General features: G+C 46.3%; 26 protein-coding genes and 1 tRNA gene. 19 read left to right on the top strand and 8 right to left on the bottom strand.

Going from position 1 to position 21,711, the window contains the following annotated elements:
• Positions 1-191: 191 nt before the first annotated feature.
• The gene (locus tag HOL16_07965) at positions 192-737 is read left to right on the top strand and encodes a peptide deformylase (protein ID MBT5390613.1); all 546 of its coding nucleotides are present in this window, start codon (positions 192-194) and stop codon (positions 735-737) included.
• Positions 738-1,085: 348 nt separating this feature from the next.
• Here the strand turns inward: HOL16_07965 and HOL16_07970 are convergent, their stop codons facing one another.
• Entirely contained in the window at positions 1,086-1,283 is a 198-nt protein-coding gene (locus tag HOL16_07970) for a hypothetical protein (GenBank protein ID MBT5390614.1), read from the bottom strand.
• 16 nt (positions 1,284-1,299) lie between these two features.
• Between HOL16_07970 and HOL16_07975 the strand changes: the two genes are divergently transcribed.
• The 9 genes from HOL16_07975 to HOL16_08015 all read left to right on the top strand — a co-directional run bounded on the left by HOL16_07975 (position 1,300) and on the right by HOL16_08015 (position 7,219).
• Positions 1,300-1,770: a hypothetical protein gene (locus HOL16_07975; GenBank protein MBT5390615.1), complete on the top strand. Its 471-nt coding sequence runs from the start codon at positions 1,300-1,302 to the stop codon at positions 1,768-1,770.
• A 332-nt stretch (positions 1,771-2,102) separates the two neighbouring features.
• On the top strand, positions 2,103-3,305 hold the full coding sequence (locus tag HOL16_07980; protein MBT5390616.1) for a phage portal protein: 1,203 nt from the start codon (positions 2,103-2,105) through the stop codon (positions 3,303-3,305).
• Positions 3,298-3,783, top strand: a complete 486-nt coding sequence (locus HOL16_07985) for an HK97 family phage prohead protease (GenBank protein MBT5390617.1) — start codon at positions 3,298-3,300, stop codon at positions 3,781-3,783. Before HOL16_07980 ends, HOL16_07985 begins: the two co-directional genes overlap by 8 nt.
• 90 nt (positions 3,784-3,873) lie before the next feature.
• Entirely contained in the window at positions 3,874-5,085 is a 1,212-nt protein-coding gene (locus HOL16_07990) for a phage major capsid protein (GenBank protein ID MBT5390618.1), read from the top strand.
• A gap of 17 nt (positions 5,086-5,102) precedes the next feature.
• Positions 5,103-5,522 (top strand): hypothetical protein, encoded by a 420-nt coding sequence (locus HOL16_07995; GenBank protein ID MBT5390619.1) that lies wholly within the window; start codon positions 5,103-5,105, stop codon positions 5,520-5,522.
• A 2-nt stretch (positions 5,523-5,524) separates the two neighbouring features.
• On the top strand, positions 5,525-6,106 hold the full coding sequence (locus HOL16_08000) for a hypothetical protein (protein MBT5390620.1): 582 nt from the start codon (positions 5,525-5,527) through the stop codon (positions 6,104-6,106).
• Positions 6,107-6,496, top strand: coding sequence for a hypothetical protein (locus tag HOL16_08005; protein MBT5390621.1), 390 nt, complete (start codon positions 6,107-6,109; stop codon positions 6,494-6,496).
• An 11-nt stretch (positions 6,497-6,507) separates the two neighbouring features.
• Positions 6,508-6,654, top strand: coding sequence for a hypothetical protein (locus tag HOL16_08010; GenBank protein MBT5390622.1), 147 nt, complete (start codon positions 6,508-6,510; stop codon positions 6,652-6,654).
• A 40-nt stretch (positions 6,655-6,694) separates the two neighbouring features.
• Positions 6,695-7,219, top strand: coding sequence for a hypothetical protein (locus tag HOL16_08015; protein ID MBT5390623.1), 525 nt, complete (start codon positions 6,695-6,697; stop codon positions 7,217-7,219).
• A 27-nt stretch (positions 7,220-7,246) separates the two neighbouring features.
• Here HOL16_08015 and HOL16_08020 read toward each other — a convergent pair whose 3' ends face one another.
• A complete protein-coding gene (locus HOL16_08020; protein MBT5390624.1) occupies positions 7,247-8,242 on the bottom strand; it encodes a DMT family transporter in 996 nt (331 codons plus the stop codon).
• A gap of 196 nt (positions 8,243-8,438) precedes the next feature.
• Between HOL16_08020 and HOL16_08025 the strand changes: the two genes are divergently transcribed.
• The 5 genes from HOL16_08025 (at position 8,439) to HOL16_08045 (ending at position 12,738) form a co-directional block, all read left to right on the top strand.
• Positions 8,439-10,181 (top strand): hypothetical protein, encoded by a 1,743-nt coding sequence (locus HOL16_08025; protein ID MBT5390625.1) that lies wholly within the window; start codon positions 8,439-8,441, stop codon positions 10,179-10,181.
• Positions 10,178-11,128: a hypothetical protein gene (locus HOL16_08030; GenBank protein MBT5390626.1), complete on the top strand. Its 951-nt coding sequence runs from the start codon at positions 10,178-10,180 to the stop codon at positions 11,126-11,128. Before HOL16_08025 ends, HOL16_08030 begins: the two co-directional genes overlap by 4 nt.
• A 142-nt stretch (positions 11,129-11,270) precedes the next feature.
• Positions 11,271-11,489, top strand: a complete 219-nt coding sequence (locus HOL16_08035) for a hypothetical protein (GenBank protein ID MBT5390627.1) — start codon at positions 11,271-11,273, stop codon at positions 11,487-11,489.
• Between the two features lie 473 nt (positions 11,490-11,962).
• Entirely contained in the window at positions 11,963-12,301 is a 339-nt protein-coding gene (locus HOL16_08040) for a hypothetical protein (GenBank protein ID MBT5390628.1), read from the top strand.
• Positions 12,298-12,738 carry a lysozyme gene (locus HOL16_08045; protein MBT5390629.1) on the top strand — a complete coding sequence of 147 codons (441 nt, stop codon included), beginning with the start codon at positions 12,298-12,300 and terminating at the stop codon, positions 12,736-12,738. The genes HOL16_08040 and HOL16_08045 overlap by 4 nt, the downstream gene beginning before the upstream one ends.
• A 131-nt stretch (positions 12,739-12,869) precedes the next feature.
• On the opposite strand, the gene HOL16_08050 is transcribed toward HOL16_08045, so the two are convergent.
• Positions 12,870-13,193 carry a hypothetical protein gene (locus HOL16_08050; protein MBT5390630.1) on the bottom strand — a complete coding sequence of 108 codons (324 nt, stop codon included), beginning with the start codon at positions 13,191-13,193 and terminating at the stop codon, positions 12,870-12,872.
• 401 nt (positions 13,194-13,594) lie between these two features.
• Here HOL16_08050 and rpmG point away from each other — a divergent pair, with 401 nt between their 5' ends.
• From rpmG to HOL16_08065, 3 genes are all read left to right on the top strand, one after another.
• Complete coding sequence (gene rpmG / locus HOL16_08055; protein MBT5390631.1) at positions 13,595-13,762, top strand: 50S ribosomal protein L33; 168 nt, start codon at positions 13,595-13,597, stop codon at positions 13,760-13,762.
• A gap of 295 nt (positions 13,763-14,057) precedes the next feature.
• Positions 14,058-14,783 (top strand): class I SAM-dependent methyltransferase, encoded by a 726-nt coding sequence (locus HOL16_08060; protein ID MBT5390632.1) that lies wholly within the window; start codon positions 14,058-14,060, stop codon positions 14,781-14,783.
• Between the two features lie 152 nt (positions 14,784-14,935).
• On the top strand, positions 14,936-16,180 hold the full coding sequence (locus tag HOL16_08065; protein MBT5390633.1) for an MFS transporter: 1,245 nt from the start codon (positions 14,936-14,938) through the stop codon (positions 16,178-16,180).
• Positions 16,181-16,202: 22 nt separating this feature from the next.
• Here the strand turns inward: HOL16_08065 and HOL16_08070 are convergent, their stop codons facing one another.
• From HOL16_08070 to HOL16_08090, 5 genes are all read right to left on the bottom strand, one after another.
• Entirely contained in the window at positions 16,203-17,069 is an 867-nt protein-coding gene (locus tag HOL16_08070) for a helix-turn-helix transcriptional regulator (GenBank protein ID MBT5390634.1), read from the bottom strand.
• Positions 17,070-17,270: 201 nt separating this feature from the next.
• Complete coding sequence (locus HOL16_08075; GenBank protein ID MBT5390635.1) at positions 17,271-18,437, bottom strand: isovaleryl-CoA dehydrogenase; 1,167 nt, start codon at positions 18,435-18,437, stop codon at positions 17,271-17,273.
• A 68-nt stretch (positions 18,438-18,505) separates the two neighbouring features.
• Complete coding sequence (locus tag HOL16_08080) at positions 18,506-18,784, bottom strand: hypothetical protein (protein MBT5390636.1); 279 nt, start codon at positions 18,782-18,784, stop codon at positions 18,506-18,508.
• Positions 18,785-19,186: 402 nt separating this feature from the next.
• On the bottom strand, positions 19,187-20,617 hold the full coding sequence (gene mgtE / locus HOL16_08085) for a magnesium transporter (protein MBT5390637.1): 1,431 nt from the start codon (positions 20,615-20,617) through the stop codon (positions 19,187-19,189).
• Between the two features lie 57 nt (positions 20,618-20,674).
• Positions 20,675-20,762: transfer RNA gene (locus HOL16_08090), tRNA-Leu, on the bottom strand.
• A gap of 107 nt (positions 20,763-20,869) precedes the next feature.
• On the opposite strand from HOL16_08090, the gene lipB reads away from it, so the two are divergent.
• A complete protein-coding gene (gene lipB, locus HOL16_08095; protein MBT5390638.1) occupies positions 20,870-21,688 on the top strand; it encodes a lipoyl(octanoyl) transferase LipB in 819 nt (272 codons plus the stop codon).
• The last annotated feature ends 23 nt before the right edge of the window (positions 21,689-21,711 follow it).

A 21,711-nucleotide genomic window follows, 5' to 3' on the forward strand; every position in this document is an offset into this window, starting at 1 on the left:
AATATTTCTTAAGAAGGGGTTACGTTTTCACCTAAAGAGTGTAACCCTTTTTCTCTCCTTTTCCAGCTATTTCCTCGTACTCAGAGCTTTTTTGTTTCTCTATCTCGGATCTAGGGTATAAATCTCTACTATATAGCTTGTTAAAAGCAGTGTACCTTATGACGATTATAGAAAATTAACTGGATTGGTTTATGACGGCAACAGTTTTAAAGATTATGCGTATGGGCCAGCCCATTCTTTTGGAGGAAGCTGCGGTGGTCAAGGATCCGACAGCGCCAGAGATCCATCAACTGGTGGCAGATATGCGAGCAACTGTTGAGAGTCTTTCTTCCACGGGGCTTGCGGCCCCACAGGTTGATGTTTCTAAGAGAGTAATACTTTTCCGCATATTAAAACCAACCGACAAAACACTGTATAAGCTTTCTCCTGAACATGATCCCGATGGTGTTCCCTTGACGGCATATATCAATCCAGTGGTAGAACCTTTGACTGATGAAATGGAGTTGAGCTGGGAAGCCTGTCTCTCTTTGCCAGGGCTTATGGGAAAAGTATCACGTTATACATCCGTAAGATTCACTTGGCAGACGTTGGAGGGTAAAACCGAAACACGTGAGGCCCATGGATTTCATGCGCGTGTGATTCAACATGAATGCGACCATTTAGACGGGATCCTTTATCCCATGCGCATGACGGACTTTAAGGACTTCGGTTTTATTGATGAGATTGTAGGGGACTAAAGCCGTTAGAGGGAGTTGGCATCGCGGGATCCATACAAGCCTCCCACCAAAACACTCCCATCTTGAAATTTTCAATTTAACGTGTTAGAAATTCAATCATTGTAAGGGAAGGTGACATTAGGAAGGTGTCTTATGAAATATGCCAAAGTCTTTGGGCGCGTGTCTGCGCTGGTTTTAAGTTCTTTATTGTTCAATGTTTGCCCAGGGTTCTCAGGGTGACTCTTAGGATCCCTACGAGGAAATTCAAGAGGTTCCCGTGATGCGCGCAAATGCCATGAGAGGTATCCCTCAGGTTCCTAGGACTGGATGGTCTTCTCCAACAACACAACCCTCGAGGGATGATTTTTTTCATGAGCTAAATATACTACATCCTGAGCTTGTTTCCGACTCTTCTGTGTCGTCTTCCTTCTTATTGTCCTCATCCAATGATTCATCATCGGACGATTCTTCATCTTTCTCCTCCTCATCCGACGAAATTTCTTCTACTTCATCACGACGAGACCATTGGAGAAAACGAAAAACGAGAGGGGAAAATACTGAACACACAAGTGGAAACACAACTGTGAAAAGAGGAAAAAAATTGCCTTCTGCTCTTAGAAAAAGCCCCCCTCAAGAGTTTGACGATTTTAAAGAAAGTCCTCAGTCTACCGAAAGGATGCCTGCATTAGGTGAGAAATATGAACAGCTTCTCTCCAAATTGAAAGAGATTGCAGAGTTAAAGGTCGAAATAACAACGAATGTGGGGCAGCATTCTTCCTCAAAAAAATATATGAACGCAGGGTGTTCACTAGACGTAACAGGCGCCAACAGAATAGATGAGCAGCTTAGAAAACAACTCACTTTAATTCTAGAAATTGGTTACGTTGGATGGGAGCAAACTCTTACAGGAAAAATCGAAGTTCTTAGAAGATTTAGGAACAACATAGATAAACATGACTTTCCGACTGAGCACAGAATTGCAGAGGATTATATACAGAAGCTGAGTGAAGAAGAGAAGGAGAGAAGGAGATTTAAATTTTTGCAGCAGAAATGAAAATAGACTGAAATTTTTGAAAAACCAGAAATCACAAGGAAACACACGGCCATCAAACTAACCCCAACCTTCACGCCCACTCCGCATTCGCACACATAAAAATCCTCTCTAAATAAAAAAATGCCCATGTGATAAAATAAATTGTTTTTTTAGTTTTTTATAGGCATGATGTCCCCAGATTGAGAAACCTTTGGACACACGGTCCAGACTTTTCCCAAAAAAATCAAACTATTATCATCAACTTAAAAAATGGGCATGTCATGTCGTATCTGTCACGAATCCTTTCTGGCCGTATCCTTTCGCGGGCGAACTCCAACGCTTCCTCTAACCGAATGTCATTTCGTTTGCGGACGAAAAAGCATAAAAAATTCCTTTCTTCCCATCAGGCCAAATTCGTGACGTGTGCAAAGTTAGGACAACCCGTTTGGACACCGCGTCGGTATGATCAATTGTCCGAGGAAGGCTATCAAAAGAACGTCATTGTCTATCGGGCCGTAACGCTCATCGCCCGAAGTATTGCTGGCGTGTCCTGGATCCTCTATGGGGGCAAACATCAGCTGGATTCCCACGGACTCTTGCGACTTTTAAATTGTCCCAGCCCCAATCAAGCAGGATCAGCCCTTTTGGAAAGTCTTGTCTCCCATTATTTGTTATCGGGAAATGCCTATCTGGAAGCCGTTTATCCTAGGCGCAATTCCGACGTTCCAGTAGAGCTCCACGCCCTGCGCCCCGATCGTATGCGCATCATCCCCGGCAGGCGTGGCATGCCATGCGCCTATGTCTATCGTGTCAATGAAAGTGAGCGGAGCATTGGCGTGGATCCTGTGACAAACAAGTCGCCTATCCTCCATTTGAAGAACTTTCACCCCCTAAACGATTGGTACGGCATGAGCCCCATCGAAGCTGCTGCCCGTGCCATCGATCAACACAATGCGGTGGGGTCCCACAATTTGGCTCTTCTTCAGAATGGAGGACGTCCTTCTGGTGCGCTTCAAATTCGTTCCCAACAGCCCATGACCGAAGAACAGCGAGAGTCGTTGCGGCAGGATCTAAATGAGGGCTATCAAGGGACAGGCAACTCAGGACGGATCTTGATTCTGGAAGGGGATTTTGATTGGAAAGAAATGGGGTTATCTCCCAAAAACATGGATTTCCTGGAGGGCAAAAACGTCACGGCTCGAGAAATTGCTCAGGCCTTTGGGGTGCCCCCCATCCTGGTGGGCGTTCCAGGAGATGCCACCTATGCTAACTATCGGGAAGCCCGTTATCATCTATGGGAAGAAACCATTTTGCCTCTGATGGAACTCATTACGGCCGAACTAAATCAGTGGCTCGTTCCCCAGTTTGGTGAGGACCTGCGCTTGGACTTTGACAAGGAAGCCATTCCCAGTCTCGTCCGCCGTCGCGAAAGCCTGTGGGAGCGTTTGAATCAAGCGGACTTTCTCACCCCCAATGAAAAGCGTGCTGCTGTTGGATACGGGCCGTTGCCCGGCGGGGATGGCTTCTCTATGGAACAGGAGTCTCCCCATGCCTAAACCAAGTGGAAAGGCCGTGGAGAAGCGTCTCTGCAACTTTGATATCAAGAGCCTGACACCCAAAGGCGTGCTCAAGGGATATGCCAGTGTCTTTGATGTGATCGATGCTCAGAAAGATCGCATTGCTCAGGGGGCTTTCTATAGCTCTTTAAAGCGTTGGCAGGACTCCGGACAAAAGCCAAAACTGTTATGGCAACATGACACCACAGAACTTTTGGGCGTATGGACGTGTTTGAAAGAGGACAAACGCGGCCTTTATGGAGAAGCTAAATTGCTCCTGGATGTGCAAAAAGCCTGGGAAGCCTATATTCTGTTAAAGGAAAAGGCCTTGGAAGGTCTGTCCATTGGCTTTGAAACCATTCTCAGTTCCTTTGATGAGAACAAGCACGTCCGAACTCTTCACCAAGTAGAGCTTTACGAAATTTCCTTGGTGACTTTTGCGGCCAATACCGCGGCGCGTGTCCATCATATTCATTGACTGGGTCAATATTCACGAACCCGCAATTTACGAAACTGCACTTTATGAACCCGTACTAGCACTACATTTTAATTTAGGAAGGAGAACTTTATGGAAACACAAGTTGTAAAAGAAGCTGTCGATGCCTTAGGAAAATCATTTCACGATTTCAAACAGGCCAATGACGAAAGGCTATTGGGCCTTGAGAAAAAAGCGATTCTGGATCCGCTTTTAGAGGAAAAAGTGGATCAGTTAAATAATGCCGTGGATAAAGCCCAAGAGCGTGTTGAGATTTTAGAAACAGCCCAACGGCGACCCGATTTGGAAATGGAGGCAAAAGTTCCCAATGGAAGCGACGGAAATTATAAGGCTGCTTTCCTGCACTACGTCCGAAAGGGGGTCGAAGAGCCCCTGCAACAATTTGAAAGCAAGGCCTTGTCTTCTGGCTCTGATCCAGAGGGTGGCTATTTGGTTCCCACAGAAATTTCCCAAGCCTTATTGGGAAGTCTTGAAGAATTTTCTTCCTTTAGAAAATTAGCCAAGGTTACCTCCATTTCAACGGATATGCTGGAAGTGCTCGTGGATGCCCAAACGGCTGAGGCGGGTTGGGTCAGCGAAGAGAATCCTCGTTCGGAAACAAATGTATCCGACTTTGCCAAAGTGCGCATTCCTGTCAATGAAATATATGCCAAGCCGTGTGTGACTCAAAAACTCTTGGAAGATGCCGCCATTGATATTGAAAAATGGCTCATCAATAAAGTATCCCGTCGCATGGCTCAATTGGAGAATCAAGCTTTCATTAATGGCCTCGGTGGGGGCCAACCCATGGGGTTCTTGTCCTACAATTTAGCGGCGCCAGAAGGAAAAGAAGTAATTGAAGAAACCAAAACAGGTGTGGCAGGAGATTTTGATATAAATGCCGGTGGCAATGTGTTGTTTGACGTGATTTCAGCATTGCCTTCCCAATACCTATCCGAAGCAACTTGGCTTATGTCTCGTCTGACTCAGTCCAAGATACGCAAGCTAAAGGACGGGACGGGGCAATATTTGTGGCAACCAGGATTAATCCAAGGGACACCATCGACTCTGCTGGGTCATCCTGTGGTGACCATTGATGAAATGCCCTCCCTGGAAGAAGGTAAGAAGTCCCACGCCATTGCCTTTGGAAACTTTAGGGAAGGGTACCAGATCGTCGATCGCCAAGATCTCCATGTGTTGCGGGATCCCTATAGTGCCAAGCCCTACGTAGAGTTCTATATGACCAAACGCGTGGGCGGCGATGTGATCAATCCAAAGGCCATCAAACTGATCAATTTTTCATAAATAGGAAGGAGTAAAATATGCGTGATTTTTATCATGGGGTCAAACAAGTGCCCATGTTGTTCCCCCAACGGTTAAAGGGAAACCAGCCCGTTGTGGGAGCCACCGTTGATACGGCAGGGTTCCTGGGAGCTAACATGTTCCTAAGTGTGGGCCAGAGTGTCGAGGTGCTTTCGGATCAGCTGAAGGTGGAGACTCTTTTGGAGGAAAGTGATGACGGGAAAACTTTTAATCTCGTTGATAGTTCCCAGCTGTTCTCAGTTTTTCCAAATATCGATGATAACAAGAAAACCCAGGCCAATTACATGGTGGGCTACAAAGGAGACAAACGTTATTTCCGCCTTGCCCTCCAACCTGTAGGAGATTTGAAAAAGGGATTCTTGGTATCAGCACTGGCCTTTTTGGGTTTGGCCTATCGAGAACCCGTAACGAGGAGTTAGTCATGTCTCTAGTGTGTATTTCTCTGCCCCAAAGCACGCCCGCTTCCCTGGAGAGGTTAAAACAGTATCTCCGGATTCATCATGATCATGATGATGATCTTTTAAAAGAGCTCGTAGGGGCAGCGGGTCATTGGGTGGAGCAATACACAGGAAGATCTCTGATTCATCAAACATGGCAGCTAACAAAGAACTTTATGGACCCAGCCCTTAAGTCAGAAGGGGGGTTAGGTGGGGGGAAGGCCCCCCACTTCCATTGCGCCATTAGGTTGCCGAAGGTTCCCATTGTGGATGTTGTATCGGTCACACGATCTCAGAAGACCGTCACCTATATTGAAGCAGAGCAAGGCGTGTGGACGCACATCTATTTGAAGTATCCTCTTCAGGTGGGATGCCCCATTAGCATTATATTTCGTGCTGGGTATGGGCAAGCTCCAGAAAATATTCCAGAACCAATTCAAGCTGCCATTCTCCAATTGGCTACGGATGCGTATTGTCATCGAGAGAGTGAGTCGGGTGGGGCGTTATCAGCAAAGAGCGCCATACGTAATTTGTTGGCACCCTATCGTGTCCTGAGGATGGCATAAATGGATCAAGAATTATTAGAGGCCATACGTTCTGTTTTGTTACGTCATAACGGAATCAAAAATATGTCTCGGGGAATCTTCACAGATCCGCTGCCCCGTGGTGGGCATCCATATCTCTGCCTCAGGTGTGTTCAGCCTTCCAAGGAAAACGGTCTGTCCCATGGCGCCGGAAAGTCATTGGTGTCCTTTGAAGTAAGCGTGTGGAATCAAGCCATTCGGTGGTGGGAAAGTGGCAAACTATTAGGGCTTGTTTTTGAGATATTAGAAGGGCGGTATTTGACTTTGGAGAAGGCGGAATCTCGCATTCGACACGTGCCAGCGTCTCGAAAAATAATGCTTCAACCCCATGAGCATTGGAGTGATAAGTACCAAGCACTAGTCCACTATTAAGGGAGGAATATATGAAATCCATGTGGGAAGAATTTATGAAAGAAAAAGACGAGGAATTGCGTGAAGAAGTTGAGCTTTTGGAACAGTTGGAGAAGCATATAGTGGCCTCCCGTCAGCGACGACCTCTATCATTGCCCCGGTGGGCTTTGATGCAATGAATTGGATGTTCGAGCAAACTATCGTGAGGAGCTGCAAACAATGAAGGAAGATTCAGAGCTTGTTATTGGTGGAATCGGATTTCCGGAATTTTCGGCCAGAGGCTGTGTGCAAAAGTTAATCCCCCTCGAAACGGGTCGTTACTTTCGCACCATTAATGGCAAATTGAGATATGCGGGACAACAGGAACGAAAGTACCGCACCGTCATTACGTGCCAAGACAAAACTGTGCCCGATTTTCACAGTGTTAAATCGGATCAAGAATTCCAGGTGCAGTGCATTTCTCGATTATGGCAGCGCGTGCCCAGAGAGGCAGAAAGGGACGGAGATTCAATCGTGTGTTCGTTGAAACGTGATCCGGTACCGGGATCTCCATTGGTTCATCAGGGCGGAAAAATAATTATACCTATCAATGTTTCGGAAAAAAATGTGTCGATCCCAATAATCTCGGGGAATGTTTTTATTACATACCGTCCCTTGCTGAGGATGCATCTCATAAATTTTGAGACGACTTATCACGAGTGGGATTTGACTTGGGGGTGGAAAATGCTCTTGGATGAAGTATGAGGGGTTACGAATTAAAACGCCTCAACATTAAGTTCGCTTTAACTTTCGTACCCATCCCATAATGAAGCCTTTGCCCCTTGTCTCATGGTAGGTGATGTATAAAGTGCTTACGATGATGAGAATGCCACCACCAAGGGTGCGAACAGCTGGAACTTCGCTGAACAGGATAAAGCCGAAGAGCGACGCAAAGATTAGTTCCGTATAACGGAAGGGGGCCAGAGCAACGGCTTCAGTGGCGGAAAAAGCTTGGAAGAGACAAATCTGGATAAGATTGGCGCCAATACCAAGAAGAACAAGGAGGCCTAGTTCCCAAAGGGTAGGTGTCTTCCAGACCAAAATGGCGGGAATAATGGCAACCAATGTTGTCCCAAGGGCGAAGTAAAATAGCAACGTGATGCGGCTTTCTTTTAGAACCATCTTTTTTGCTAAGACATCCAGGATGGCAAACATAAAGGCTGCTGAAATTGGCAAAAGAGCCATATAGTTAAAGCTATTTTCCGATGGGTTTAAGATGACCAAGATACCAATAAAGCCGAGGACTGTGGCACCAATTCTAGCTGAGTCCAGTTTTTCACTCAGAAAGATAACGGCCAGAGGGAGGAAAAATAGAGGCTGGGTAAAGTATAATGTCACCACATCAGACAGGGGCATGGTGGTGACGGAAAAACAGCCAATTCCAAGGGCGACGGCGCCTACGAGTGCGCGCAAAGCATGTTGCCCTGGGCGCTTTGTGTGAAAGGAAGACATGCCTTGACGCAACATAAACGGGAAGAGTGTGATCATACTAAATAGAAAGCGGAAGAAGACAATTTGGGGGGCTTCGAGGCGCGCACCCAAAAACTTTTGAAAAACATCATTCATGTTGCTGACGAGGCAAATCATGATGGCCCAAATGGCACCTTGCAGAAATCCTTTCCCCATTAACCAGCGCCAGGCTGAAAGAACCGGATTATGAGCCGGGGGCACAGCTTGTTGCTGGTTCGACGGCGACGTTTCATTCTTGCGAGCGGGTTGTGCGGTCATGATATCTCTTCACGTAATTTCACAGGTGGGTACTTGTACGTCATTTTTACTCACTATGTCGAGTTTTATTTAACCCAATTGGAGTGAAAAAGTTAAATGATCTTTTGTTTTGCGTGGGTTACACAGGATGAAATGTTTCATCCTCTCAAGCATATGAGGGAGGATGAACAGGTGTTTTCCCTGGAAATACTCCAGAATGAAGGAGAAGTTTCCCAGTGCAAAAGTTCTTTTGGATAATTCCATTAGTGCTCAAAAAGGTTGGTTCCTCAATTCTTCCCTGAAACAAAATGCTTTTATCAGCTATAAGAATCCCGGAGAAGAATCGGCGCAATTGCTGTTTTCCGGTCGTCTCATAGGGATGCCCACTTTGATAAAAGGAGATCTGATTGAGCTGACATTTTTGGCTGATATTAAGGATCCCCAGCAGGAATCTCGACCATTGGTGGCCAAATTGAAGGGGGGAGATGACCTTTTTATTCAAAAGGAAAAGCGGCATGATTTAGGGGAACTCTTGGAAGACAGACTTGAGCTGCCCCATTGGGATCGAACAACAGGGGCGCTGAGCCTCTCTAATATTCATCAAGGTAAGTCGTTTCTTGATCTTGGCGGTGATTTCGATCGGGAAAGTCTTTCCCTACATTTAAAAGCCATGCCGCTTACATCTGTGAGCGTAACCCTTGAGGCGGAGTGGATTCAGCGAGCATCGGGCATTGTCGATATTGCCCCCAGTATTGAAAGGGCCTTTCCCGAAGGAAAAATAAATACCCTTACCGGGGCATCATTGGAAGCCGCTTGGTGGGAGCGCGGCAAGTCGTCAGTGGGAGTGCGGTCCGGGTATGAAATCTTAAAGAGTGAATTAATACCCTATGTTCCCCCTCAGACGGGGGCCTTAGAGCTATACCCCACGGCATCGACAGGTTTTATGCTAACGGAAAGGGCTTTGGGGCAGAAAAGGTTGAAACGAGAATGGTACAAAAGCCAGCTTGTTCTTTCCTGGCAGTATCGACAGCGTCGGCGGGAACGGGTTTTGTTCACATTGGAAAGCAATGTACAGTCTTTGACGGGGCAATCCCACGAACGAAAGCTGACGTTAAAGCTACAGAATATTCAGGAAGACGATAGGGCGTCCATCTGGTTGTCGGATACCGATTATAAAAAGGGTGAGCATGTTTATTTTGGGGAGGACTATTATGAATGCTCTCAGGATCATAGATCTCTGAAAAGCTTTGGTCGAGATGGACAATATTGGCGTTTCTTAAAACGACGGAAGTGCCCCTTGTCCCAGTCGAGTCAATCTAGCTTTTTTATTTCTCCCCGAGGGCGTCAGGCCATAGAGCATGCTTTGGAAGTGGCAAAGTCCCATTTGGCCATAGGGGCGAGAGTTGTGCATATTTCTTTTAAAACTGATTTTGCAACTATGGCGAGCCTTACTTGTGATCATAGTGTTCGTATTGAAGATCCCCGATTGCCAGGGGGAGAGGCTACGGGAAAGGTGGTGGCGTACAAGCTTTGGGTAGATGGCACTACGGGACGCCAAGAAGCAAAAGTCACCCTGGCGTGTACAATTGGCCAAGAAGAAAAGTCACAGGCTTTGATGACAACGTCCTCTGTCCATAAAACGGCGTCGGGTATTTTGTACGGAAAGTATGAGGATCAATCGCCCCAGGGAGGGATTGTTTCTCCGGAGAGTTTGGGGCTAGAGGATTTTGTCCAAGACGTACATGTAAGCTTTCCTGTTAAAGAACAAGAGCAACAATTAAAAGCAGGGTCGCCTTTTACGGAGAAAGAACTGATGGAGCAGATGCGCAAAATGGCCACTAAGATTCGTGTTGAACTCTTGGAAATGACAGGAACAGATGTTCTTGATCATCGGATCCATGTGAAGCCTCTCAATCAATATGCACCGCCCTGTCAAATAAATTTGGGGAGGGCGCCATGAATTTTGATAAGTTTTTCATACAGTCCACCTATCCAGAGGGCTATCAGGCGCCCTCCACCCAGGGGATTTCCTCCGAGTTGCCACTGTTGGCTATGGAGGATCAAGGCATATTACCCGCACTGAATTTTTACATGGAACTTCCTCTAGCACCCCAGGAACTTATCCTCAACTGTACCCTTAAGCCTGTACCGCTTATGCATACTGATATAGGGGTAGCCTTTCAGCATGAACAGCGGGCCTCCGTTGCGGTTGCTTATTACGACCTTGGGAATTTGGACCAGCGCCCTTTGCCAGAAACCACTCGTTGTGCGGTTTGGGAACGGGATGGCATCTTGTGTAGATCCATACAAATAGGCGCGATGGGTGGTGGATTTTATCGTGGGAGTTCCCAGGAGGAAGAGAGGGCTTTTGAAGGATTTGAAGTGGGTCAGTGGAGAGCTCCCCATGGAGTTCTGTATGAAAAGCCCTACAAAACAGTTGAGCGCAATTTTACAGTCCACTTTGGAATGGATGCTCAACGACGGCTTTACATGACGCCTCCTGATCGGGTGAATGCCATTCCAGTTTTTCCCTATGCTGGGTACTTTCGGCCTGGGATGCCCCTTGAAGAAATGGTGCAGCTATATGGGCAAATTCTTCCTGGGGGAAAAGGGCCCGTTGTGAGTGTGACGACGCCCCTAAATTGGCAAGATCGTAATGTGGTACCGGCGCGTGGGGGCACGATTCCCCCATATGATGTGATATTTGTGACGCCGCCCGATGGCTGTGAGCGGATTTCATTGCGGGAAGCCATATATGGGGGGCACGTAAAGTGTTCCATCGAAGCGTTGCAAGACGAAAAGCATCAGGTAATGTTTCGATCGGTGGGCTTTCGGGGTGTTTCTAGTGACTCACATCGGGTTGAGATTGTGTTTTTACGAGTAGAAGAGGAGGGGAGTTCGCAGTGATTTGCAGTTGGTAATGTTTCGATCTGTAGGCATTCGGGGTGTTTCTAGTGACTCGCATCGGGTTGAGATTGTGTTTTTACGGGTAGAAGAGGAGGGGAGTTCACAGTGATTGGGAAATCTATAAAGAGGAGGTTGGACCATAATGAGTGCAAGCGAAATCTATAGAACTTTAGGACGATTAGAAACTCTTATAAAGGGCATTGGAGAGCAGTTGTTTCAGGTGACGACGACTTTGGAACACCTGGATCAGCGGACCAGTCATATAGAGCGCCAGATATATCTCTGGAAAGGCGCTTTGTCCGTTCTGTTGCTTCTTTCCACGACCCTCGGGGCCTTTTTTGGCAAGTTGATGTTTCAATAAGGGGAGTGGAATGGATCCCGCATGGATCCCGCGATGCCAACTCACTCTAGGACTCACCGGCTTAAGACGCCGGTTCGTCTAGAGCTCCTAGGCTCCGGGAAGACGGTGTTTTTATCGTCTTCCAGGCCCCAGCTTCGTCTTCCCGGCCATTAGGAATTATGGGCAAGCCGAAGGCGCGCCCTAGAATTCCTTATGAGCGCGGGATCCAGGAATTAGACTTGTCACGTCGTAGCGTAGGCGAAGACGGATGAGCGCGGGATCCAGGAAAAACCATTCAACATCCAGTTTCTTAACAACCAACCTCACAGTTAAACACCCCTTCATCCACAAAAGGAGACACCTCGGCAATGATCACACTTATTGGCTCCCTTATTGGATTCCTGGGAAGTGCCTTTCCGGATTTCCTCAAGCTATTCCGAGAGCACCATGATCGGAAACACGAACTGGACATCCTGGATCGGCAGATCACGCTTATGGAAAAGGGGCATTCACAGCGTTTGGAGGAAATTCAGACCCTGGGAGACATCCAGGAGGCACAGAGTCTGCATTCCCACGCACGACCAACGGGAGTCCCTTTCATCGATGGGTTGGCGGGGAGTGTGCGTCCTATTATTACCTATGCCTTCTTCCTTTTATATGCCGCCATAAAAGTTGCGCAACTCCTGACGATCCAGCATCTGGCCGATCAATTGACCTGGACCCAAGCTTTGCTTCAAATATGGCACATGGAGGATCAGGCCCTTTTTGCCACGGTCATGTCCTTTTGGTTTGGACAGCGGGCCTTGGCTAAATTTGGCCATAAGTCCAAATGAATCGACTCTCTGCACAAGGTCTGCAATTCATCAAAAGCTTTGAAGGATTTTCTGCCGTTCCCTACCATTGCCCGGGGGGCTATTGGACCATCGGGTACGGTCATGTGATCATAAAAACCGATTCCTTTGACGAGTCAATCACGACCGCAGAAGCCCAATCGCTCCTATACTCTGACATAAAACAGACTGAAAAGGGTGTGCAGCGGTTAGTTCATGTTTCCCTTTCCCAAAAACAGTTCGACGCTCTTGTTTCCTTGACCTTTAACGTGGGAGCAGGCGCGCTGCAGCGATCAACGCTACGTCGCGTCCTCAATGGTGAGGAGCACGGATTGGTTCCCCAAGAGCTCCTTAAATGGATCTGGGCCGGAGGCCGACGCCACCGTGGATTGCTTAAAAGACGAAAACTTGAAGGCGATCTGTATAGAGGGTTGCTTTGAACAGTCTGACAGTCGCGAATTTCTCCCCCTAATCTGCTTTAAACAGACCGGGGGGAGGAATTAGCAACTATCGCGCTGCTAAGTTAGACGCCGTGAGTTACCCTAGTTGATCCGAGGGTGTTTTATTTCAACTACCAAAGTTCTACGTGTTTTGTAATCCTCATGTTTTTAGCATCGCGTACATGTCCGCGATGATTTACCTTGACGCTATAGAATGTGGCCTTATCTCCGATGTGTAAATCGTCTGCCATGTCTGTTTTGTGTACGTGATATGTCCGACCCTTTGCGTCAGCTATAGTTGCAGATCTACCGTACGCGTCAACAAAGGATAATGTACCCTCCATTAAATTCTTGTTGTTTGCTGACGCCTCGGGCACACTGGAAAAGCACATAAATATAACGGCTCCCAATAATGCGAAACCCCTCGGCGTAAATTGTTTGGTCATTTTATCCATAATCTATCCCTCCTGTATTTCTTTGTAGGTTGTATATGTCAAGTTCGTAGCTTGTATATGTTAATTCATAGGCTAAGCTTGATTGTTTCCGCTCAGCAAAAAGTCCACAACTCGCTATCCTTTCTATTCTACAGCTCAAAAGATTAACAAAAGGTTAATTTTGATAAAGAAAGTTTCCCATGATTGGATTAGTTAGTTGGCCTCAATTTCCTTACAGTTAATCGGCCCCAATTTCCCTTCATGATGATCCTCCTTCCGAGTTCATCTTCTCATCGGACAACCAGTTTGTTAACGACTTCGGACATATCATGTGTTTATGACATGACAGCTGAAATTCCTTGACAGGGGCGCCGGAAGCCTTTAAATAACTCTCACGACGAACAAGTAAGTTGCGAGAGAAGATGGCAAAGTCAAATACGATCAATATTAAGCTAGAGAGTACAGCAGGTACTGGTTTCTTTTACGTGAAGAAAAAGAATCCCAGGAATCATCCTGAAAAGATGGTCTTTAAAAAGTATGATCCTGTTGTCCGCAAGCACGTCGAATTCAAAGAAAATAAGATTAAGTAGGCCTTCTGAGTTTTAGGTGGCGAGGCGTCTTGATTCAGGGTGCGATTGTTCTCTGGGCTTTGGCCTTGGTCGTGTCCAAGTTACCCAAAAGTTGTATATCACCCCTAAAATTTCCCTATTTTTATGGCTTGGAAAATGAAGAGAGTTAGATATAATTCTCAGTGGATGGGTGATATATCTTTCCCAACAAGCAATATGTTATAGCCATGCAATATGGATTTTTTCCAATAATTGCCTGCTGTCTAGAGAAATTATAAGATCTAAAATTAAATTAGAAAAACAGTCGGATTTCAAAATGAATATGATAGAGCCAGAGAAACCCTTAACTCCTACCCTCAACAAAATGGGCTACATGTTTAGTGACATCACTGAATATGGGGAAGCTTTTGTAGACTACGCCTCTCAATTGTCTGTCCCGGTTGTTGATATAGCTGCAGCCTATGGTGTTGCAACCAAAAGAGCTCTTAAGAAGGGGGCTCATATGGTATATGCAAATGATATTGATCCCCGCCACCTTGCAATTCTTAAACAAAATGTCCCAGAAAATCATCAACACAGGCTGAAAACATTTGTAGGAAGCTTTCCTGAGGAACTTGATTTCCAGCAAGACTCTATAGGGGCAGTTCTTATTGCAAATGTTTTTCACTATTTGACCGGTCCTCAAATTTCTATGGGGATCACGAGGTTAAAAAGTTGGTTGCAACCTGGAGGAAAAGTTTTTGTCATAACTGGGACGCCCTATACACGCATGTGGGAATCTTATATTCCAGGATTTTATGAAGAGAAAAAGAAAAAATCTCTCTGGCCAGGATGGTTTGGAAATATAGAACAGGATAAGCAAGTTAGAATGAACGACATTCCTTCTTTTATGCATTTTTTTGATATTGAGGTTCTTGAGAGGTGTTTTGTGGAAGAAGGATTTAAAGTTGAAAAAATTGGCTATATAGACCGCAAAGACTGGCCCTCTGATATGCGGCTTGATGGCAGAGAAAGCGTGGGGCTCGTGGGAGTGAAGGTATGAATTAAAAAAAAGATAAAATGATGAAGAAGGGTTCAAAATTGAAAAAATAGACTATATTGGTCGCAAAGACTGGCCGAGAGACATGCGGCTTGTTGGAAGGGAAAGTGTAGGTCTTATATTGGAGTGAAGGTATGACTACTAAAAGAGATAAAATGAAAAAAAAGGTAATTGCTGCCTGCAGTTCAGGCACTTTCCTTGAAATATATGAGTTCAGTCTTTACGGAAATTTTGCAGCTTTATTTTCCAAAATTTTTTTTCCAGACTCTCTGCGTTATAGTTTGCTTTACACGCTAGCAATCTTTTCTGTAGGACTCGTTGCCCGCCCTTTGGGAGCCTTTCTTTTTGGGCATATTGGGGACAGGTTTGGTCGAACCAAGGCTTTAACTTTCTCCATTTTAACAATGACGATAGTTACTTTTTGTATGGGGCTTATGCCAACGTACGAGAATATAGGGTTTTTGGCGCCCTTTCTTCTATTGTTTGGAAGGTTTTTGCAGGGTGTTTCAAGTGGGGGAGAGTATACTGGTGCTGGCATATATCTCATTGAAACCTTTCCCAGTAAGAAGGGGTTGGCAGGTAGCATTGTCTCTTCTTCTGGTATGTTTGGTACTTTAGTTTCAATGATTATTTCCTCTATTTTTCTGACAATGGATAGCTCTGATGGGTGGAGATTTCCCTTTATTGTTGGCGGGATCCTTGGTCTAGGTAGCCTTTATATAAGATTAAAGTTATCCGAAAGTGACGAATATAAAGAGGTAATTGCTCAGAAAAAGATTGTGGAAAATCCCATTAAAAAAATTCTCAGGAAGTACAGACCTGAACTTATAAAAACAATAGTTGTTGGTGGCATGAATGGCGTTTTGACATTCATATTTGTTGTTTACTTCACAACACATCTGAATGAATTTTATGGTTTTAAGTTGAGCACTCTTCTTGCTATGAATGCGTTGGCAGTAGCCTTTTTTATCTTTGCGAGTTTATGGGCAGGAATGCTGTGCAATCGCCGAGATCCAAGAGGGGTTCTCAAAGTAATTTCTATCTCCATATCGCTTTTGTCGATCCCACTTTATTATTTATTATCCAGCAACTCTCTTTCTATGGCCTTGCTGTCTGAGCTTATATTTGCACTCCACGCAGGGGCTTTCTCTGGGGCATGTAATTTATATATGTATAATCAATTCAAGACTCCTGTGCGGTATACAGGAGTCTCATTGGGTTATGGTATAGGAACAGGTATTTTTGGAGGGTTGGCGCCTATTGTTTCTGCCAGCTTGGTGGAATTCACAGGAAACCCAGTTTCTCCTGCTCTCTATATAATCATAGCAGGACTTGTTACAGCCAGGATTTGCAAAAGTAGGTCAAATGTTTCCACTGAATTAGAAAAAAAGGCTGCGTAGCTTTCTCGAATCCAATAAAATTCTATTTTTTGAGATTGTTCAAAAGCAAGAGATCGAAGTTTTTTGGAAGATAATCAAAGTTATCGATAAAGACTTTAATCAAATCCGGTTTATAGGGGCAGTTTGTTTTGCGTTTCAGACTAACAAGGTGTGAGTCAACTGTCCTATGGCTAATTTTAAGAATCTGTGCAGCTTCTTTAACGGTACATCCTCTCGAAAGCAAGAAACCAGATTGAAACTCCCTTGTTGTGATTAAAACATAATTTTGATCAGTTTTAATGGGGATTCCATCTGACCAAAGATTACTCTCAAAGTTTTTGCATGGATCTACTGGAAGATTAGGTTCAATGCTTATTTTATCTCTAAAATGAGCACGTATATCGTTGTTGCTTTCGTCGACAAGAGAAGGTGTCTGAACCTTAAAAAAATTAACAAAGTTTGTGATTATATGCGTATTGTTAAGGTAAAAATTCTTCATATTTTGTGCGTTTACATCTGCACCAAACGACCAAGCTTCTACGGAATTTCCCTTACGTTGGTACACACTAAAACCATTCCATATCACAAAGTCTATGAATAGTTTAGACACAGAATCATTTGGATTATCTGGCCAGAGGTAGTACTCACATTTTTCTTCAACGGCGCTTTGTAAGGGGGCGTGAAAATTCACACCATTGTCATGTATTTTCTCTAGCCTTACTTTAAGCCATTCTTCACTGGTGCTTAGATTGATGTAACTGGAGTCCTCGAAAATACGAAAATATCTAAAAGAAGAAACGCCAGTGTTCTCAAAAAGAGGACGGCACACGTCGTTCAGCTTTGGTAATATCTGACTATTAAACTTGTACGCATTCTCATTACTATAAGGCTTCTCATTACTTTCTGTCATGGGACCACCCTTTCCACATACCATAGACGGAAGTCGCAACCCTTGTCCAGAAAACGACACCCCGATAGTTTTTTATAACCTAAAGTCCCTACCTTTCATAATATTTTCTTTCTAAAAACACAGATAGTTTTTTGTGAGCTTAATCTGAAGCATTGTAGGGGAGTGAGTGCTTTGCTGCGGCGTTATTCTTAAAGATGTTTTTTAAGGGGTTCCCTTTTCAAATAACTCACGTCCGATCAACATTCTTCTGATTTCAGACGTTCCGGCGCCGATTTCGAACAGCTTGGCATCGCGCAGCAGCCTTCCCGTTGGGTATTCATTTATATAGCCATTTCCTCCCAAGCATTGAATTGCCTGTAAGGCCATTTGAGTGGCGTGTTCGGCCGTAAAAAGAAATGCCGCGGCGGCATCTTTGCGACCGATGCGGCCTTGGTCACAGGCATGGGCTACGCTATAGAGATAACTGCGGGCAGCCGATAGATTTGTGTACATGTCTGCGAGCTTCCCTTGCATCAGCTGAAACTCCCCAATTTTCTTGCCAAACTGTTCCCGTTCTTGGACATAGGGGAGGGCGATATCAAGACAAGCCTGCATAATTCCAAGAGGGCCGCCAGAAATAACCACACGCTCAAAATCCAGCCCTGACATGAGGACAGCAACGCCTTTGTTAAGGGTACCGAGGATGTTTTCCTTTGGGACATGACAGTTGTCAAAGACAAGTTCCGATGTATTGGAGCCCCGCATGCCCAGTTTGTCCAACTTTTGGGCCGAGGAAAAGCCTGCCATTGTTTTTTCGACAATAAAGGCTGTAATGCCGTGGGCATCGGCTTTTGGATCTGTTTTAGCATAGACCACGACCACATCTGCATCGGGGCCGTTGGTAATCCACATTTTGGTGCCATTTAAGACAAAGTGATCGTCCTTTTCCTGGGCGGAAAGGCGCATGCTGATCACGTCGGAGCCGGCACCGGTTTCACTCATGGCAAGGGCACCCACATGCTCCCCGCTCAGAAGCTTGGGCAAATTCTTTTTCTTTTGGGCCTCGGTACCATTGAGGACAATTTGGTTGATGCATAAGTTTGAGTGAGCCACATAACTTAGGCCCACCGAGGCCGAGGCTCGGGATATTTCCTCCATGGCAATCACGTGAGCCAGGTACCCAAGGCTGCTCCCCCCATATTCTTCAGGGACTGTAATCCCCATGAGGCCAAGCTTTCCCATCTCAGGCCACAGATCCCGGGGGAAAGCATTTGATTCATCGATTTCGGCGGCCCTGGGTGCAATATGCTTTTGAGCAAAGGATTGCGTCGTATCCCGTAGCATCTGAAGAGTGTCGTCTAGATCGAAGTAGAGCATATGTTTATTCATTCATTTTTGTTTATTGGTGAATTCAGAGATGAAGTGCAACCCCCTGATTGAATAGGAAGACAATATTCTTATTTACATTCTATCCAAAAGCACGGAGGAGGGGAAGACGTGTTTTGGATGTTAGAAAGGGAGATGCTGATAGGCAGGGCTTTCAGGGCGTTCCGAGAAGACGGAGACTCTGGAATCCTTTCAGTCCAAGGAACACGTCCAAAACCGTCTTCCCGGCCATTGGGGAGTAGGCTTGTCACGTCGTAGCGGCCTGTCCGTCGTAGCGTAGCGCAGACGGAAGCGTAGACGGATGAGCGCGGGATCCATAGTGCAGGAATCAGGGAATAGAGCTCTGTCATCTGCTTCCCTGGATCTCGCGATACCAAGTCACTCTAAGCCTCACCGGCTTAAGACGCCGGTTCACCAAGAGTGCCTAGGTTCCGAGAAGACGGCAGTGAGGCTGTTTCTAGGCAGGGTTTTCTGGGCGTTCTGCGAAGACGAGATTGGAGAGGCTGTTAGGCAGGACTTTCACTGCGTTCTGCGAAGACGGGAGTGGAGAGGCTTCTAAGCCCCCCCTTCCTAGGCACCGAGAAGACGGAGATTCTGGAATCCTTGCATTCCAAAGAACACGTCCAAAGTCGTCTTCCCGGCCATTAGGGATTCTTAGCAAGCCGAAGGCGTGCGTTAGAATACCTTATGAGCACGGGATCCAGGAATTAGACTTGTCACGTCGTAGCGGAGCCCAAGAAAGTAGAGCTTAACTAAAATAAAAACAAAGTCGCAAAGCCCAAGAAGGAGGCAAAGCCCAGGACATCGGTGCTGGCGATAAGAAGGGGCCCGCTGGCCACGGCAGGATCAAAGCCCAGGCGGTCGATGATAATGGGCAGGAAGACTCCGGCTAGAGCGGCCCAGAGCATGTTGAAGATCATCGCCCCTGCCAGGACGAAGCCCAAGCCCAAGTCGTCATAATAGAGGATGGCAATGCCGATGAGAATAAGCGCAAAAAAGAGCCCATTTAGGGCCCCGATCAGACTTTCCTTGATAATGGCGCGTTGTGTGTTGGGGCCACGCAGTTCGCGCATGGCAATGGCGCGGACGGTCACAATGAGAACTTGCATGCCGCCATTTCCCCCCATGGTGGCGACAACAGGCATAAGAACCGCTAGGGCCACCATTTTTTCGATGGAGCTTGTAAACTGGGCAATTACTGTGACGGCCAGCATGGTATTGACAAGGCCGATAAAAAGCCACCCGACGCGACGGTAAAAGGTCTCAAAGAAGGGGGCGTGAAAATCTGTATCCGTGACACCAGCCAGTTGGAGGATGTCCTTTTCGGCTTCTTCTTCGATGACTTCTAAGACGTCGTCGGCTGTAATCATTCCCAGGAGGCGCCCTTTACCGTCCACGACGGGGGCCGAGACCAAGGCATAATGGTGGAAGAGATAGGCAACTTCCTCACGATCCATAGTGAGGGGGATGGCCCGGAGATCTTCGTTGTACAGTTGCGTTAGTTTCTTATCTTCATCTGCTTTAATGAGAGTGTTGAGGGAGACAGCTCCTACCAAATGATAGCGCGGATCCACAACGTAAATTTCATAAAAAGATTCGGGGAGATCTGTTCCTTTGCGGAGATATTCGAGGGTTTCCTTGGCCGTCCAAAAGGGAGGGGCCACGACGACCTCCTGTTGCATGAGACGTCCGGCACTTTCTTCCGGGTACGTAAGAACTTGCTCAAAGCTGGCACGTTCTTTGGCGGGAATAGTGTGGAGGACAGCATGTTGTTGGTCGGGCTCCAAATACTCAATGATGGAGAGGGCATCGTCACTGTCCAGCTCGCGAAGGGCTTTGGCCAGTTGTTCGATTCCAATGTACTCGATCACCTCTTCACGAACGCTGTCATCCAGTTCGGGGAGCATTTCGGGGTCTAATGTAGGCCTAAGGAATTTGACGAGCTGTTCGCGGTTGGCTGGTTTAAGGGTTTCGATAAGGTCGGCTAAGTCGGCGGCATGGAGAGGCTCGACCAGCTTTTTGATAGCTTTTTTGTCTTCTTTCTCAAGAGACTTCTTAATGGCCTGAATAAGATGTGATGAAATTGTGTCCAGCATGGGGGTGTCTGCGCCCATATCCGAGGCAGCAGAGTGATCCGTCCGGGGGATATGCTCGTTTTTATCCTTTGGATCGATCGGTTTCATGCCGTCAGGTCCTTTTTTAATTATTTTTATCTTAAATCAGATAATAACAAAGTTTTATGGTGCGGTCGAGAAGACTCGAACTTCCACGGGATTATCTCCCACAGCGACCTCAACGCTGCGCGTCTACCAATTCCGCCACGACCGCGTATTTAAATGACTAAAGGTTAATCATTAAACCTGCACGTGGGCAATATCAAATCTTGGGCACTTGATCAAGTCCCTAAAGGCGGTCATAAAGGGGAAAGTCCAAAATTGAGAGAATATTTCGTGGATTCTATTGAGTGGCGTTTTGATAAGGAATTGATTCCCTATGAGCAGGCTGTTGCCTTTATGGAGAGGCGTGCTCTGGCCATTCGAAATGGAATTGAACCAGAGTTAGTATGGTTTCTAGAGCATCCTCCCCTCTATACGTGCGGGGCCAGTGGTAATATGGCAGATGTCCTTAATAGGAGAGGTGCTAGTGGTAAAATGGCAGATGTCTTAAATAGGGGCGGTACTGGGGATAAATCAGAAGATGCTTCAGGGGCAAGCGATTTGACCAGCAATGTCCTTAAGGCTGAACCAATTCCGGTCTATGAATCTCGTCGTGGGGGAAAAGTCACCTATCATGGCCCGGGCCAGCGTGTTGTATACGTTCTGTTGGACCTGAAAAAGCGCAGTCAAGCCATAGGTGGTTCCACGAATGGCGACGTGAGAGCCTATGTAAAGGCCCTAGAGCAGTGGATCATTAATAGCTTGGCTCAGTTTGACATATGGGGCCAGCGACGTGCTGACAGAATTGGCATCTGGGTGGAGGAGGGGAGGCCAAAGGTTGGAGATCAATCTGAACCAGCGAAATTCACGACTGAAAATAAAATCGCTGCCATTGGGGTGCGCATTCAAAAATGGGTGAGTTCCCACGGCATTGCCATTAATGTGAATCCCGATTTGGAGGCTTTCAAAGGCATTATTCCCTGTGGCATCCAAGACCATGGTGTCACTTCTTTGCAAAAAATGGGAGTGAATTTAGGTATGGATGAGGTGGACAGAGTGTTAAGAGGGGAGTTTGAAAAGGTTTTCGGGATTGGCTGAGAGTTATTGGTTATAAGGGGTTG

The organism is Alphaproteobacteria bacterium, assembly GCA_018662925.1.
Lineage (GTDB): Bacteria > Pseudomonadota > Alphaproteobacteria > 16-39-46 > JABJFC01 > JABJFC01.

Bases quoted from the DNA above. Each gene is read 5' to 3' on its own strand.
- HOL16_07985 (MBT5390617.1), top strand. From the start codon at position 3,298: ATGCCTAAACCAAGTGGAAAGGCCGTGGAGAAGCGTCTCTGCAACTTT.
- HOL16_08020 (MBT5390624.1), bottom strand. From the start codon at position 8,242: ATGACCGCACAACCCGCTCGCAAGAATGAAACGTCGCCGTCGAACCAG.
- HOL16_08050 (MBT5390630.1), bottom strand. From the start codon at position 13,193: ATGGATAAAATGACCAAACAATTTACGCCGAGGGGTTTCGCATTATTG.
- HOL16_08070 (MBT5390634.1), bottom strand. From the start codon at position 17,069: ATGACAGAAAGTAATGAGAAGCCTTATAGTAATGAGAATGCGTACAAG.
- HOL16_08065 (MBT5390633.1), top strand. From the start codon at position 14,936: ATGAAAAAAAAGGTAATTGCTGCCTGCAGTTCAGGCACTTTCCTTGAA.
- HOL16_08040 (MBT5390628.1), top strand. From the start codon at position 11,963: ATGGAAAAGGGGCATTCACAGCGTTTGGAGGAAATTCAGACCCTGGGA.
- mgtE (MBT5390637.1), bottom strand. From the start codon at position 20,617: ATGAAACCGATCGATCCAAAGGATAAAAACGAGCATATCCCCCGGACG.
- HOL16_08045 (MBT5390629.1), top strand. From the start codon at position 12,298: ATGAATCGACTCTCTGCACAAGGTCTGCAATTCATCAAAAGCTTTGAA.
- HOL16_08030 (MBT5390626.1), top strand. From the start codon at position 10,178: ATGAATTTTGATAAGTTTTTCATACAGTCCACCTATCCAGAGGGCTAT.
- HOL16_08000 (MBT5390620.1), top strand. From the start codon at position 5,525: ATGTCTCTAGTGTGTATTTCTCTGCCCCAAAGCACGCCCGCTTCCCTG.
- rpmG (MBT5390631.1), top strand. From the start codon at position 13,595: ATGGCAAAGTCAAATACGATCAATATTAAGCTAGAGAGTACAGCAGGT.
- HOL16_08005 (MBT5390621.1), top strand. From the start codon at position 6,107: ATGGATCAAGAATTATTAGAGGCCATACGTTCTGTTTTGTTACGTCAT.
- HOL16_07990 (MBT5390618.1), top strand. From the start codon at position 3,874: ATGGAAACACAAGTTGTAAAAGAAGCTGTCGATGCCTTAGGAAAATCA.
- HOL16_08015 (MBT5390623.1), top strand. From the start codon at position 6,695: ATGAAGGAAGATTCAGAGCTTGTTATTGGTGGAATCGGATTTCCGGAA.
- HOL16_08080 (MBT5390636.1), bottom strand. From the start codon at position 18,784: ATGACAGAGCTCTATTCCCTGATTCCTGCACTATGGATCCCGCGCTCA.
- HOL16_08060 (MBT5390632.1), top strand. From the start codon at position 14,058: ATGAATATGATAGAGCCAGAGAAACCCTTAACTCCTACCCTCAACAAA.
- HOL16_08035 (MBT5390627.1), top strand. From the start codon at position 11,271: ATGAGTGCAAGCGAAATCTATAGAACTTTAGGACGATTAGAAACTCTT.
- HOL16_07995 (MBT5390619.1), top strand. From the start codon at position 5,103: ATGCGTGATTTTTATCATGGGGTCAAACAAGTGCCCATGTTGTTCCCC.
- HOL16_08075 (MBT5390635.1), bottom strand. From the start codon at position 18,437: ATGAATAAACATATGCTCTACTTCGATCTAGACGACACTCTTCAGATG.
- HOL16_07965 (MBT5390613.1), top strand. From the start codon at position 192: ATGACGGCAACAGTTTTAAAGATTATGCGTATGGGCCAGCCCATTCTT.
- HOL16_08025 (MBT5390625.1), top strand. From the start codon at position 8,439: ATGAAGGAGAAGTTTCCCAGTGCAAAAGTTCTTTTGGATAATTCCATT.
- HOL16_08010 (MBT5390622.1), top strand. From the start codon at position 6,508: ATGAAATCCATGTGGGAAGAATTTATGAAAGAAAAAGACGAGGAATTG.
- HOL16_07980 (MBT5390616.1), top strand. From the start codon at position 2,103: ATGTCATTTCGTTTGCGGACGAAAAAGCATAAAAAATTCCTTTCTTCC.